Source organism: Rhodococcus sp. YH3-3 (genome assembly GCF_001653035.1).
GTDB lineage: Bacteria > Actinomycetota > Actinomycetes > Mycobacteriales > Mycobacteriaceae > Rhodococcus_F > Rhodococcus_F qingshengii.
In genome coordinates, this window is sequence record NZ_BCWH01000003.1 from 427,170 (window position 1) to 441,027 (window position 13,858).

Sequence of the window (13,858 nt, forward strand, 5' to 3'; positions counted from 1 at the left end):
GATTACATGCGATATCCGGGGGATTCGTGAACCGCCAAGATGTGAAGCACCTGCCGAACAGCGGCCAACCAGCCTGGCTGTCCGAATCGCCGCAACCGGCTCCCGAGCCGGCGCCGACGCCGGAGCCTGTGGCGCGACTGCAAGAGGTCTGGTCCACGCCACCGCCACCGTCGAGCCAACAGCAGGTGACAAACCAGGATCTGGTTGCCGAAGCTTTACTGAAACGCCCGAAACGGACGCCGCGTGGCGGCTGGCGTAGGGGATTGCATCGTGCGACCGGAGGTGTGGTCAATCTGGGGGATTCGACCAACGAACAGCGCAACCGTGCACTGGCCGCCCGAATCGAGCAGCCGATCCGCAACGACTACCGAGTCGCTCTGCTCTCGCTCAAAGGGGGAGTGGGCAAGACGACGGTCACGGTCGGACTCGGTGCGACGTTTGCTTCGCTGCGTGGTGACTGCGTCGTGGCGGTTGACGCCAATCCCGATTTCGGGACCTTGGCACAACGTGTTCCGCTGCAGACCAATTCGACAGTGCGCGATCTGATTGCTGCTAGACCGGACATAAAGAGCTATTCGGACGTTCGAGTGCACACATCCCAGTCGTCGAGTCGTCTCGAGGTGCTGGCGAGTGAGCAGGATCCGGCGATTTCGGAGGCATTCAGCGAGGCCGACTATCGCCAGGTCATCGACATCTTGCAGGTCTACTACAACATCATCCTCACTGATTGCGGTACCGGGATCATGCACTCGGCGATGAACGGCGTTCTCGATCTTGCCAATTCGTTGGTTCTGGTCAGTTCGCCGGCAATCGACGGAGCGCGCAGTGCAGCGGCAACGCTCGACTGGCTTCAGTTGCACGGATACGGCCATCTGGTCGAGCGGACCGTCGTCGTCATCAGCGCCGCCAGACCAGGGTCGAGCGTCATCGACATGGACGCGTTGGTGGACTATTTCATGCGTCGATGCCGCGCCGTCGAGGTCATTCCTTTCGACGAGCATCTCGCGGAGGGGTCGGTGATGGACCTCGAATTGATGCGACCGGCCACCAGACGAGCGTTCATGGAACTGGCAGCGATGGTGGCCGACGACTTCGCGGACGCTGTGGGTCGGCACGCCGTTTCCGAGTGGCACTGATTCTGCGACCGATTTCTGCGACCGATCAGCCTCCTTTCAATGGCTTGAGCCTGAGCGGTTGCGACCGAACCAGTCCGAGTGGATCGAGATACTCGCGTCCTCTGCGCAAGCCCCAGTGCAAACATGCTTCGACAGCGCACCCTTCGTGCCCGGTTTCGAGGGTTCCGATCACTGACCTGGCTGCGACGCGTTCACCTGTGCGAACGACTGCGGTGACGGGTTCGTAGGTCGTGCGTAGGCCGCCGGAATGATCGATCGACACCGTCGGCTTTCCGGCGACCACTCCCGCGAACACCACGATGCCGTCACCGGCCGCGAGGACGGATTGGCCGGCGCTGCCGCCGAGATCGACCCCGCGATGACCCGGCAGCCAGTTCTCGGCCGGTTTGTCGAAAGCGCGTTCCACGTGCGGCCGAGGAGCGAGCGGCCAGTCGAATCGCGTGTCTGCTGACGCCGTGCCTACGGCGACACAGCAGGAGATCACGGCGAAGGCCACGCCTCGTCGAGCTCCGCGCAACATCGTCATTCCTTGATCTTGCGTGGAGTAGCGCACGCTTCAATGCAGATCAGACGGGTAATCCACAAGGTAACCGCCGATCCACAACCGCCGGTTCGGTCTGTTGCTTCCGGGGTGGTTATGGCATCGGGGGACGAGGACGTACACTTGTCGAGCGGTCTGTGCTCGCACAGTCCGACTTCGCGCGCCCGCGCACGTTTTCCGGCCTCGGCTGGTCCTGGTTCTCACGAAACAGGTCCGACGGCCGTGCGGGTGCCAGGGCAGGGATCACCCGATCGCCTGCATCAACCGGATTGAAAGTTTGAGGTACACAGCCATGGCTGTCGTAACCATGAAGCAGATGCTCGATAGTGGAACCCACTTCGGACATCAGACCCGTCGCTGGAACCCGAAGATGAAGCGATTCATCTTGACCGACCGCAACGGCATCTACATCATCGACCTCCAGCAGACGCTGACGTACATCGACAAGGCGTACGAGTTCGTCAAGGAGACCGTTGCCCACGGCGGCACCGTCCTCTTCGTCGGTACCAAGAAGCAGGCGCAGGAGTCCATCGCTTCCGAAGCGACTCGCGTCGGAATGCCCTACGTCAACCAGCGTTGGCTCGGCGGCATGCTCACCAACTTCACCACCGTTCACAAGCGTCTGCTTCGCCTCAAGGAGCTCGAGGCAATGGAGCAGACCGGTGGATTCGAAGGTCGCACCAAGAAGGAAATCCTCATGCTCACGCGTGAGATGACCAAGCTGGATCGCACCCTTGGTGGTATCCGCGACATGGCCAAGGTTCCTTCCGCGGTGTGGATCGTCGACACCAACAAGGAGCACCTGGCAGTTGCCGAGGCTCGCAAGCTGAACATCCCGGTCATCGCGATCCTGGACACCAACTGCGACCCCGACCTCGTCGACTACCCGATCCCGGGCAACGACGACGCCATCCGTTCCGCAGCACTGCTGACCAAGGTTGTCGCTTCCGCGGTTGCCGAAGGTGTGCAGGCACGTGCAGGACTGAGCGCCGACAAGGACGCGAAGCCCGAAGCCGGCGCAGGCGAGCCCCTCGCCGAGTGGGAGCAGGAACTGCTCTCGCAGGCAGCTCCGGCCGCAGAGGCTGAGGCAGCTCCGGCTGCAGAGGCTGAGGCAGCCCCCGCCGCAGAGGCACCGGCCACCGAGGCCTGATTCGTTGAAACCGGCCCTGACCAAGAGTTCTTTTGGTCAGGGCCGTTTCACCGTTAGGCCCGAGCACCACCGTCAGGCCGTGCTTCACCGTTAGGCCGTGCTTCACCGTTAGTCCTAGGTCCGAAACAGACACATGAGGAGGCTCGCTAATCATGGCGAACTACACCGCCGCTGACGTCAAGCGGCTCCGTGAGCTCACCGGCTCCGGAATGATGGCATGTAAGAACGCACTCGCAGATGCAGACGGCGATTTCGACAAGGCCGTCGAGCAGCTGCGCATCAAGGGCGCGAAGGATGTCGGAAAGCGCGCAGAGCGCACCACCGCTGAGGGTCTCGTCGTCGCCAAGGACGGCGTCATGATCGAGATCAACTGCGAGACCGACTTCGTCGCCAAGAACGACGAGTTCATCAAGCTGGCCGACGAGATCGTGACCGTCGCTGCTGCTGGTAAGCCTGCTGACCTCGACGCTCTCAAGGCGCTCGAGCTCGACGGCAAGACCATCGACACCGTCATTGCGGAGCAGTCCGCGAAGATCGGTGAGAAGCTCGAACTGAGCCGCGTCGCTTCCTTCGACGGCCCCGTTGCCGTTTACCTGCACAAGCGCAGCTCCGACTTGCCGCCCGCTGTCGGCGTTCTCGTCGAGTACACCGGTGAAGGCGATGCTGCTGCTGAGGCCGCTCGCGGCGCTGCAATGCAGGTCGCAGCACTCAAGGCGAAGTACGTCACGCGTGACGAGGTTCCCGAGGAGATCGTCGCTTCCGAGCGTCACATCGCCGAAGAGACCGCCCGCGCAGAAGGCAAGCCCGAGCAGGCACTGCCGAAGATCATCGAAGGCCGCGTCAACGGTTACTTCAAGGACGTCGTTCTGACCGAGCAGTCTTCGGTCACGGACTCCAAGAAGACCGTCAAGGCGATCCTCGACGAGGCAGGCGTGACCATCAAGCGCTTCGTGCGTTTCGAGGTCGGCGCCTCCGCTTAATTCGGAGCCCGCACACATGGACCCCGCCTGAAGAGCATTTGCTCTACCGGCGGGGTCTACGTGTACCTGGGGCCTCCGATGAGGCAGGATGAGAGTGCCTCGGGACGAGTCCCGGGGGCTTTCCTATGCCGCGGTGTCCGATTCGGCGGCAGAAGAAGAATGAAGGACCTACAAGGTCTTGTATCGAACTGAGGAGAACAATGTCCGAACCAGCCAACGAACGTCCAGGATTCAAGCGGGTCCTGCTCAAACTCGGCGGCGAAATGTTCGGAGGCGGCAAAGTCGGTCTCGATCCCGACGTGGTCACCAAGGTGGCTGAGCAGATCGCAGAGGTCGTTCGATCGGGCGTACAGGTTGCAGTGGTCATCGGCGGCGGAAACTTCTTCCGCGGGGCGGAACTGCAGCAGCGTGGCCTCGATCGCGCGCGCTCCGACTACATGGGCATGCTAGGCACCGTCATGAACTGCCTCGCTCTGCAGGATTTCCTGGAGAAGGCGGGCGTCGATTCTCGCGTGCAGACGGCCATCACCATGGGCCAGGTCGCCGAGCCGTACCTCCCCCTTCGCGCACGCAGGCACCTCGAGAAGGGGCGCGTAGTCATCTTCGGTGCCGGGATGGGTATGCCCTACTTCTCCACCGACACCACTGCTGCGCAGCGCGCGCTGGAGATCGGTGCCGAGGTAGTGCTGATGGCCAAGGCTGTCGACGGCGTCTACTCGGCCGACCCGCGTCTCGACCCGGACGCGACGATGTACGAACAGATCACGCACCGTGAGGTCATCGAACGTGAGCTCAAGGTCGCGGACGCGACGGCATTCAGCCTGTGCATGGACAACTCGATGCCGATGATGGTGTTCAACCTCCTCACCGAAGGAAACATCGCTCGCGCGGTGTCCGGTGAGAAGATCGGCACCCTGATCAAGTCGTGAGTGACACCCAAAAAATGATGCAGAACAACATGGAGGAACAGCCGTGATCGATGAAGCGCTCTTCGAGGCAGAAGAGAAGATGGAAAAGGCTGTCACGGTAGCCAAGGACGATCTCGGCTCGGTTCGCACCGGACGCGCGAACCCCGGTATGTTCTCGCGCATCGTGATCGACTACTACGGTTCGATCACGCCGATCACGCAGCTCGCGAGCATCAACGTCCCCGAGGCCCGCATGGTCATCGTCAAGCCGTACGAGGCTTCGCAGCTCAACGCGATCGAGACGGCGATCCGCAACTCGGATCTCGGTGTGAACCCGTCCAACGACGGCAGCATCATCCGCATTTCGGTTCCGCAGCTCACGGAAGAGCGTCGACGTGAACTGGTGAAGCAGGCCAAGTCCAAGGGCGAGGATTCGAAGGTCACGCTGCGCAACATCCGCCGCAAGGCGATGGACGAACTCGGCCGGATCCAGAAGGACGGTGAAGCCGGCGAGGACGAGGTCGGTCGCGCAGAGAAAGAACTCGACAAGACCACGGCGAAGTACGTGCACACGGTCGAGGAACTCGTCAAGCACAAGGAAGCAGAGTTGATGGAGGTATAGCCTCCTCATTTGCAGTGTTTGTCGTCGGGAGTAGATCAGGGAGTTTGGGTGCACGCACAAGAGGGAACCGCCGGTGGTCCCGTCACGGACGGGCCTACGGGCGGCGCTGAGGGCGCGCAACCGCCGAAGTCGAAGGCGGGCAGGAACCTACCTGCCGCCATCGGCGTCGGAGCTGGCCTCGGCGCCTTGGTCATCGGCACTTTGATCTTCCTGCCCCCCGGATGGATCGCCGTCGTTGCGATCGCGATGTTCATCGCGACGTGGGAGGTCACCACGCGGCTTCGTGAAGCCGACATCGAGGTGCCGCGAATTCCGCTTCTCGTCGGCGGGCAAGCCACGATCTGGCTCGGCTGGCCGTGGGGACCGGTCGGGGTGCTCAGCGGATTCACCGCGACCGTCCTGGTATGCATGGTGTGGCGGTTGTTCGACCACGGCCTCAAGGCGACCCCGAAGAACTTCCTGAGAGACACCTCCATCACGGTGTTCGTTCTGGCGTGGATCCCGCTGTTGGCGTCATTCGGTGCGTTGATGGTGCTCGAAGACGACGGCCCCGGTCGCGTCTTCGTCCTGATGATCGGTGTCGTGTGCTCCGACATCGGCGGCTACGCGGCTGGAGTGCTGTTCGGGAAGCATCCGATGGTGCCCGCTGTGAGCCCGAAGAAGTCCTGGGAGGGATTCGTCGGCTCCCTCATTTTCTGCGTCATCGGCAGTTTGCTTTCGGTGACGTTGATACTCGACGCGAATTCGATGATCGGCGTCCTGCTCGGTGTCGTCCTGGTGGTAGTCGCGACGGTCGGCGACCTGATCGAATCGCAGATCAAGCGTGAACTCGGCATCAAGGACATGGGAACCTTGCTTCCCGGCCACGGCGGAATCATGGACCGCCTGGATTCACTCCTGCCGTCGGCATTTGTCACCTGGCTGATTCTGTACGCACTCGTCTGATTTCTCGTGCGTGATTTCTTCTCCGGCCGATCCAAGCCCATTCCCAGTCCGAACATCTGGCATTGGCCGGACGTGTACGAAATCGAGAACCGCGCGCAGGACGTCGACGGTTCCCTCTGGGCGGCGATGCGAGCCCGGGTCGACTGGACTGGACGCGATGTCGTCGATGTCGGCTGTGGGGCGGGGTTCCATCTACCGGAGTTCGCTCGTACTGCCCGTCGTGTTGTCGGAGTGGAGCCGCACGCACCGCTGGTGAAGGCCGCGCGGGAACGAACCCGCGATTCGGCGTCGATCGACGTAGTCCAGGGTTCAGCAGAGTCCACGGGTCTGGTGGATGCTTCAGTCGATCTCGTCCATGCCCGTACGGCGTACTTCTTCGGAAAAGGCTGCGGCCCGGGAATTCGTGAAGCAATGCGCATCCTGAGGCCCGGGGGAGCCCTGCTGATCGTGGATCTCGATGTGAGCGCCGGCCCGTACGGGGAGTGGATGAGGGCGGATCTGCCCAAATACGATCCCGCGGCGGTCGAAGCGTTCTTCGAGGCTCAAGGATTCTCGCTCACGCGCGTCGAGACCCGGTGGGAGTTCGAGAATCGAGACGATATGCGGCGGGTACTCGGAATCGAGTTCACCGAGAAGACTGCCGAGCGTGCGTTCTCGCAAGTAACGGGATTGGGCTTCACGGTGCGATACCGGATCCATGTTCGGTCCAAACCACGATCACTCGAACTTGCGTGAAGGCGGGCTCAAAAGACGAACGTCAGGCGCTCCGACTTGAGCGCCTGACGTTTTCTGCACCGATTCAGTAGTAAAAAAATCAGTGATCGGTGGGGATGTGGAACAGGGTGGCGAGCTTGTGAATCTTCTTCGCCTTGGCGAGCTTGGGCAAGTCGCTGCCGTCGCGCACGCGTGAGCCATCTTCGCCGAGATCGTCGATGACATTCTGAGCCCAGATCGCGTCGGCCACGGAGGGACTCAGTCCCGCGTTGACGGGGGCAGTCTGCGCGGTGGTCATGCAGAGTTTGCCGGCCATGCCGAGTGACAAGGTGATCGCACAGTCTCGGGCGAGCAGATCCAGATCGGGGCCGAGCGTGGGACCGTCGATCGGCGGAGCGATGCGTGCCGCGCGGCTGGCGATGGTGAGCCGCGAACGCGGGTACGACATCGACGTGGGGGAGTCGTCCATCCCAGTGTCGCGCCGGAAGTCGCCGCTGCCGAATGCGAGACGGAAGATGCCGTCAGTGCGTGCGATCTCGGGCGCAGCCTCGAGTCCCACCGCGGATTCGACGAGAGCAAGAATCTTGGTGCCGTCGGGAAGTCGCTCGGCCGTGGCGTCGGCCTGCTGACCGCTTTCGGTCTTTGCGAGCATGACACCCTCGAGTCCGGGGAGGCCCGCGAGTACGGCCAGATCCTCTTCCCAGAACGGTGTCGTGGCGTCGTTGATCCGAACCCAGGCGTGATTGTGTTCGCTCAGGAATGCGGCGACATCGCGGCGGGCAGCTGGTTTGTTGGGTGCGGTGACGGCATCCTCGAGGTCGAGAATGACGGCGTCGGCCGCACTCGCGAGTGCGGCGTCGAAGGTGTCCGGTTTGGACGCGGGGACGAGGAGCCAGGATCTTGCCTGCTGCGGGGCAATTCGCGAGGTCACAGGTCTCTCCATGTGAGTAGTCACATCAGGGCCTTTCCGGTGATTTCCACGACATCAATGATGCCTGCTGGCCCATCGATCGACCCAATTGCGTAACTAGATTTCAGTCACATCTGCCGCTTCGCTGCGCGCCGGATCTGAATGATGCGAACGCCACCTGCCAACGCCATGATCAACGCGCCCGCGATGGCGGAAAGCAGGATCGTGATTCCGAGCGGAAAGTCGATCTGCCAGGCGAGGATCTTGACGGAGACGCTCTCGAGGTTCTGCAGGATGAACACCAGCAGTAAGATCAGCACAATTGCGCCTATGACCAGGCCAACCCAGGTCGTCGCAGCCCTGGTTCGGTCGGTGACCGACGTTCCGGTCGGCACCGGTTCAGGCGTCGGTGTCGGTTCCGGATCGTGTTTTTCCACTGCCTTGTTCTCGTCCACCTTCGGAAGTTCCGGATCGGGGCCGAAACCGTCGGCTGGGCCGTACACGGGGGAATTCGACGGATCCTCTGGTGTGGTTGACATGACATGATCATCACTCAACCTGCGCGAAGTTGCACGGGTAATCCGGCCACAATCGGGTGGCAGTGGGGTAGCACCCCAAAACAATGGGACAATGGTGTAACTATGGCTGCCTCTCTTCCCCTCGTTTTCACTGCACCCAAGCGCGGAATGCCTCCACGGCACCTCGCCGATCTCGATTCCGCCGAGCGCAAAGAAGCGGTGAAAGAGCTCGGCCTTCCGGCTTTCCGGGCCGATCAGCTGGCGCGTCAGTACTACGCGCGGCTGGAAGCCGATCCGGAGAAGATGACCGATCTCCCCGCATCGGTGCGCGAGAAGGTTGGGGAGTCGCTGTTCCCGACCTTGTTGACCCCGATCAAGCACCTCGCGTGCGATTCGGGCGACACTCGCAAGACCCTGTGGAAGGCACATGACGGAACGCTGCTCGAAAGCGTCTTGATGCGCTATCCCGACCGGGCAACACTTTGCATCTCGAGTCAGGCAGGCTGCGGAATGGCCTGCCCGTTCTGTGCGACGGGTCAGGGCGGCCTCGACCGCAACCTCTCGACCGCCGAGATCGTCGATCAGGTTCGCGAGGCAGCGGCTGCCATGCGCGACGGTGAAGTTGCCGGCGGCCCCGGACGCCTCTCGAACGTCGTGTTCATGGGTATGGGCGAGCCTTTGGCGAACTACAAGCGCGTGGTGGCAGCGGTACGACGGATCACCTCGCCTGCACCCGACGGCCTCGGCCTGTCTCAGCGGTCCGTCACGGTCTCGACCGTCGGCCTAGCTCCCGCTATCCGCAAGCTCGCTGACGAAGGCCTGAGCGTCACGCTGGCGGTATCGCTGCACACACCGGACGACGAACTGCGCGACACTCTTGTCCCGGTCAACAATCGCTGGTCAGTGTCGGAGGTACTTCAGGCTGCCCGGTACTACGCAGACAAGACCGGTCGCCGTGTGTCCATCGAGTACGCGATGATCAAGAACGTCAACGATCAGCCGTGGCGCGCGGACATGCTGGGCAAGAAGCTGAAGAAAGCACTCGGCGGGTTGGTGCACGTCAACCTGATTCCGCTCAACCCCACTCCGGGCAGCGAGTGGGACGCGAGCCCCAAGGACGTCGAGCGTGAGTTCGTGCGTCGGGTCATCGCCCAGGGCGTCTCGTGCACGGTGCGCGATACGCGCGGTCAGGAAATCGCCGCAGCCTGTGGCCAGCTGGCAGCCGAGAACTGAAGCGTTCCAGGCCTGAAACACGTAAAGAGAAGGCCTCCACGAACTTTCGTTGGTGGAGGCCTTCTCTTTGTCAGGTTTCTAGCGCGGGCGGCGACGGATGACGATGTCGCGGACCAGAATGAAGATCATCAATCCGGCGGTGCCGATGAGCCACAGATCCTCGACCTTGCCGTGATGGTTTCCGATCATCATCAGAAGCAGGAATATTGCGAAGAACCATCCGAGGAAACGGAAAAACTTGAGTCCTTCACCACTCCACCCCCATGCGGCAGAGGGAACCTCGGCCTCATCGACGTGCGAGACCACGACGGGGGCGCTGGACTTGACGTCCAACTGGGTATCGGCCACGGTCGATCCTCCTGCTCATTCGGTTGCACTACTGCCCAATATGGTGACATACGACTGCCTGTCGTACGTAGTTGGGCGTCGATAAGGTTGTTCTCAGGTGTTATCAGGAACAATGGGCGAGTGCAGGAAACCACACGTACCCGCGTCCTCCTCCTCGGCAGTACCGGTTCGATCGGTACCCAAGCGCTGGAGGTCATCGCTGCCAACCCCGACCGTTTCGAAGTAGTCGGTCTTGCAGCGGGCGGCAACAACGTCGAGTTGTTGGCCGAACAGATTCGTGCAACCGGCGTCACGGACGTCGCCGTCGCCGATCCTGCAGCGGCATCGGCGCTGGAATCGGTAACCGCCCGTTCGGGACCGAGCGCCGTGACGGAACTGGTTCGGGACAGCGGTGCCGATGTTGTCCTCAATGCGCTCGTCGGTTCTTTGGGACTCGAACCGACACTGGCGGCTTTGAACTCGGGAGCGCGCCTGGCGCTGGCGAACAAGGAATCGCTTGTCGCCGGCGGAGCGCTGGTGACGAAAGCCGCCGCCCCGGGTCAGATCGTGCCGGTCGACTCGGAGCATTCGGCGCTTGCCCAGTGCCTACGTGGTGGAACAGGCGACGAGGTGGCCCGGTTGGTTCTCACCGCTTCGGGTGGGCCGTTCCGTGGCTGGAGCGCCGAGGATCTCGAAAGTGTGAATCCGGCTCAGGCAAAAGCGCACCCCACCTGGTCGATGGGCCCCATGAACACCCTCAACTCGGCAACTCTGGTCAACAAGGGCCTCGAGTTGATCGAGACGAACCTGCTGTTCGGGATCGACTACGACCGCATCGACGTCACCGTGCATCCGCAGTCGATCGTGCATTCCATGGTGACCTTCTTCGACGGATCGACGCTGGCACAGGCGAGTCCACCGGACATGAAGCTCCCGATTGCTCTCGCTCTCGGCTGGCCGGACCGCATCGAAGGTGCGGCGTCGGCATGCGACTTCACCACCGCCTCCACCTGGGAATTCGAGCCGCTCGATTCGTCGGTGTTCCCCGCCGTCGATCTGGCGCGAAGCGCAGGCAAATCCGGAGGTTGCTTCACCGCGATCTACAACGCGGCCAACGAAGTGGCGGCTCAGGCATTCCTCGACGGTGTCATTTCCTTCCCGGCGATCGTCCGCACGGTGGCTGCTGTTCTCGACGATGCAGGTCAATGGTCCGCAGAACCGGTTACCGTGGACGACGTTCTGGCCGCAGACGGCTGGGCACGCACACGAGCGCGTCAGCTCGTGAAGCAGGAGGGCTAGAGCTTTCATGGTTTTTGCACTGGGCGTAGTGCTGTTTGCCCTCGGCATCGGCGTGTCCATCGCCCTGCACGAAGCCGGTCACATGTGGACGGCCAAGGCTTTGGGAATGAAGGTTCGCCGCTACTACATCGGCTTCGGACCGAAGATCTTCTCGTTCCGTCGAGGTGAGACCGAGTACGGCCTCAAGGCGCTGCCGCTGGGCGGATTCTGCGACATCGCGGGCATGACGGCCCTCGACGAGATGACGCCTGAAGAAGAGCCGCACGCGATGTACAAGAAGGCGGCGTGGAAGCGCGTCGTCGTCATGTCCGGCGGTATCGCGATGAACTTCATTCTCGGGTTCCTCCTGATCTACGCATTGCTCCTCGGTTGGGGTCGAACCAGTACGGAGCCGGCACCGCCTGTTGTCAAGGGCGTGACGTGTGTTGCTCCGACGCAGCTCGGACAGGATCAGGGGTGGAAACTCGCGGATTGCACCGGTACCGGCCCGGCGGAGGCAGCCGGAATTGCTGCCGGCGATCGGATCGTCGCGGTGGACGGTCAACCGACGGACACTTTCGCCAAGGTTTCCGCGGCGATCCGCGACAAGTCCGGGACAGTCACGCTCACAGTCGAGCGCGGCGACGAGACTGTTCAAGTTCCGGTCGACGTATCGCCGGTTGAGCGTTACGTAGCCAAAGACGGCAGCACAACGCCGGAACTGGCAAAGGTAGGCGCTGTCGGAATTGAGGGTGTCAGCAATCTGATCGAGTACAACGCGCTCACTGCTGTTCCGGCGGCCTTCGACTTCACCGGCCAGATCATGGTCGACTCGGTAAAGGCGTTGGCTGACATTCCGTCGAAGGTGGGGGCTCTGTGGGAGTCGATCACGGGCGGCGAACGCGCCCAGGACACACCGATCAGCGTGGTTGGTGCCAGCGTTATCGGCGGTGAAGCGGCGGACCGTGCACAGTGGGCGACGTTCGTCGGACTGCTCGCATCGATCAACTTCTTCCTCGGTGTTTTCAACATCCTGCCGCTGTTGCCGCTCGACGGCGGTCACATCGCGGTGGTCTTCTACGAGAAGATCCGTGATTGGTTCCGCGCCCGCCGAGGCTTGATTCCCGGCGGCCCGGTCGACTACACGCGACTCCTTCCGATTACTTACGTATTCATCGTGATCGGTGGCGCGTTCATGTTGCTGACACTCACGGCTGACATCGTTAATCCGATCAAGATCTTCTGACCGTGTGAGAAGGGTGACGGTTGCCGCGCGGTAGTGCGGCGATCGCCCGGCTAAACTTGCAGTGAAGCTATGAAAGAAGGCACAGACGTGACCATCCCTATCGGACTGGGAATGCCCTCGGCACCCGCAGCGATCCTTGCTCCTCGACGCAAGACACGGCAGCTGCAGGTCGGCACGGTAGGTGTGGGCAGCGATTTCCCCATCTCGGTGCAGTCCATGTGCACCACGAAGACGCACGACGTCAATGCAACGCTCCAGCAGATCGCGGAACTGACCGCGTCCGGTTGCGACATCGTCCGTGTCGCCTGCCCGCGTCAGGAAGACGCGGACGCGTTGTCGATCATTGCGAAGAAGAGCCAGATCCCGGTTATCGCCGACATCCACTTCCAGCCGCGCTACATCTTCGCGGCAATCGATGCGGGATGCGCTGCGGTGCGCGTCAATCCGGGCAACATCAAGGAATTCGACGGCCGTGTCAAAGAGGTAGCCAAGGCTGCCGGTGATGCAGGCATTCCGATTCGTATCGGTGTCAACGCGGGATCGCTTGATCCTCGGTTGATGGAGAAGTACGGCAAGGCGACGCCCGAAGCGTTGGTCGAGTCCGCGCTGTGGGAGGCCGGGTTGTTCGAAGAGCACGGCTTCGGTGACATCAAGATCTCCGTCAAGCACAACGATCCGGTGATCATGGTCGAGGCTTACCGCCAACTCGCCGCCAAATGCGATTATCCGTTGCACCTCGGCGTCACGGAGGCAGGGCCGGCGTTTCAGGGCACGATCAAGTCCGCGGTCGCCTTCGGTGCGCTGCTCGCGGAGGGTATCGGCGACACCATCCGGGTTTCGCTCTCGGCCCCGCCGGCCGAGGAAATCAAGGTCGGTAACCAGATTCTGCAGTCTCTGAACCTGCGTCCCCGCAAGCTCGAGATCGTCTCTTGCCCCTCGTGCGGCCGTGCACAGGTCGATGTCTACACACTCGCCGACGAGGTCTCCGCCGGCCTCGAAGGCATGGAGATCCCGCTGCGCGTGGCAGTCATGGGTTGCGTCGTGAACGGACCGGGTGAAGCGCGTGAGGCCGACCTCGGTGTGGCGTCCGGCAACGGCAAGGGCCAGATATTCGTCAAGGGCAAGGTCATCAAGACGGTGCCCGAGGCGCAGATCGTCGAGACGTTGATCGAAGAGGCGATGAAAATTGCCGAAAGCATGGAGGGTGACGCTTCGGAGGGTGCGCCGGTCGTCACCGTGAGTTGAGTGATTGCCGGATGAATCTTCCCCGTCGGTGTCAGGTTCGTGGCAATCTGAGTGCATCATGATCGGGTAGTGATATTCGTGGACGCGCAGTCGAGTCGAGGGGGT

At 62.1% G+C, this 13,858-nt stretch carries 15 protein-coding genes; 11 read left to right on the forward strand and 4 right to left on the reverse strand.

The genetic code is table 11. The annotated features are described in order from the left end of the window. The first annotated feature begins 26 nt into the window (after positions 1-26). Positions 27-1,136, forward strand: a complete 1,110-nt coding sequence (locus tag YH3_RS27250) for a MinD/ParA family protein (protein WP_003942711.1) — start codon at positions 27-29, stop codon at positions 1,134-1,136. A 25-nt stretch (positions 1,137-1,161) separates the two neighbouring features. Here YH3_RS27250 and YH3_RS27255 read toward each other — a convergent pair whose 3' ends face one another. Continuing rightward, complete coding sequence (locus YH3_RS27255; protein WP_007734876.1) at positions 1,162-1,656, reverse strand: M23 family metallopeptidase; 495 nt, start codon at positions 1,654-1,656, stop codon at positions 1,162-1,164. Between the two features lie 313 nt (positions 1,657-1,969). On the opposite strand from YH3_RS27255, the gene rpsB reads away from it, so the two are divergent. The 6 genes from rpsB (at position 1,970) to YH3_RS27285 (ending at position 7,017) form a co-directional block, all read left to right on the forward strand. Next, positions 1,970-2,827 (forward strand): 30S ribosomal protein S2, encoded by an 858-nt coding sequence (gene rpsB, locus YH3_RS27260; RefSeq protein WP_003942709.1) that lies wholly within the window; start codon positions 1,970-1,972, stop codon positions 2,825-2,827. 152 nt (positions 2,828-2,979) lie between these two features. After that, a complete protein-coding gene (gene tsf, locus YH3_RS27265) occupies positions 2,980-3,807 on the forward strand; it encodes a translation elongation factor Ts (RefSeq protein WP_007734877.1) in 828 nt (275 codons plus the stop codon). Positions 3,808-4,007: 200 nt separating this feature from the next. Next, positions 4,008-4,736, forward strand: a complete 729-nt coding sequence (pyrH, locus tag YH3_RS27270; RefSeq protein ID WP_003942722.1) for a UMP kinase — start codon at positions 4,008-4,010, stop codon at positions 4,734-4,736. A gap of 43 nt (positions 4,737-4,779) precedes the next feature. Beyond that, entirely contained in the window at positions 4,780-5,337 is a 558-nt protein-coding gene (frr, locus tag YH3_RS27275; RefSeq protein WP_003942777.1) for a ribosome recycling factor, read from the forward strand. A gap of 48 nt (positions 5,338-5,385) precedes the next feature. Further along, positions 5,386-6,282, forward strand: coding sequence for a phosphatidate cytidylyltransferase (locus YH3_RS27280; protein WP_003942673.1), 897 nt, complete (start codon positions 5,386-5,388; stop codon positions 6,280-6,282). 6 nt (positions 6,283-6,288) lie between these two features. Beyond that, positions 6,289-7,017 carry a class I SAM-dependent methyltransferase gene (locus YH3_RS27285; RefSeq protein ID WP_058038631.1) on the forward strand — a complete coding sequence of 243 codons (729 nt, stop codon included), beginning with the start codon at positions 6,289-6,291 and terminating at the stop codon, positions 7,015-7,017. Positions 7,018-7,096: 79 nt separating this feature from the next. Here the strand turns inward: YH3_RS27285 and YH3_RS27290 are convergent, their stop codons facing one another. After that, the gene (locus YH3_RS27290) at positions 7,097-7,939 is read right to left on the reverse strand and encodes a CoA ester lyase (protein WP_030535660.1); all 843 of its coding nucleotides are present in this window, start codon (positions 7,937-7,939) and stop codon (positions 7,097-7,099) included. Between the two features lie 95 nt (positions 7,940-8,034). Further along, entirely contained in the window at positions 8,035-8,445 is a 411-nt protein-coding gene (locus YH3_RS27295; protein ID WP_073512295.1) for a lipopolysaccharide assembly LapA domain-containing protein, read from the reverse strand. A gap of 102 nt (positions 8,446-8,547) precedes the next feature. Here YH3_RS27295 and rlmN point away from each other — a divergent pair, with 102 nt between their 5' ends. Next, entirely contained in the window at positions 8,548-9,657 is a 1,110-nt protein-coding gene (gene rlmN, locus YH3_RS27300; protein WP_003942816.1) for a 23S rRNA (adenine(2503)-C(2))-methyltransferase RlmN, read from the forward strand. Between the two features lie 78 nt (positions 9,658-9,735). Here the strand turns inward: rlmN and YH3_RS27305 are convergent, their stop codons facing one another. Further along, entirely contained in the window at positions 9,736-10,005 is a 270-nt protein-coding gene (locus tag YH3_RS27305) for a DUF2631 domain-containing protein (RefSeq protein ID WP_003942762.1), read from the reverse strand. 120 nt (positions 10,006-10,125) lie between these two features. Between YH3_RS27305 and dxr the strand changes: the two genes are divergently transcribed. The 3 genes from dxr (at position 10,126) to ispG (ending at position 13,753) form a co-directional block, all read left to right on the forward strand. Further along, entirely contained in the window at positions 10,126-11,283 is a 1,158-nt protein-coding gene (dxr, locus tag YH3_RS27310) for a 1-deoxy-D-xylulose-5-phosphate reductoisomerase (RefSeq protein WP_054187754.1), read from the forward strand. A 7-nt stretch (positions 11,284-11,290) separates the two neighbouring features. After that, the gene (locus YH3_RS27315; RefSeq protein ID WP_007734886.1) at positions 11,291-12,508 is read left to right on the forward strand and encodes an RIP metalloprotease; all 1,218 of its coding nucleotides are present in this window, start codon (positions 11,291-11,293) and stop codon (positions 12,506-12,508) included. An 87-nt stretch (positions 12,509-12,595) separates the two neighbouring features. Beyond that, a complete protein-coding gene (ispG, locus tag YH3_RS27320; protein ID WP_007734888.1) occupies positions 12,596-13,753 on the forward strand; it encodes a flavodoxin-dependent (E)-4-hydroxy-3-methylbut-2-enyl-diphosphate synthase in 1,158 nt (385 codons plus the stop codon). Positions 13,754-13,858: the final 105 nt, after the last annotated feature.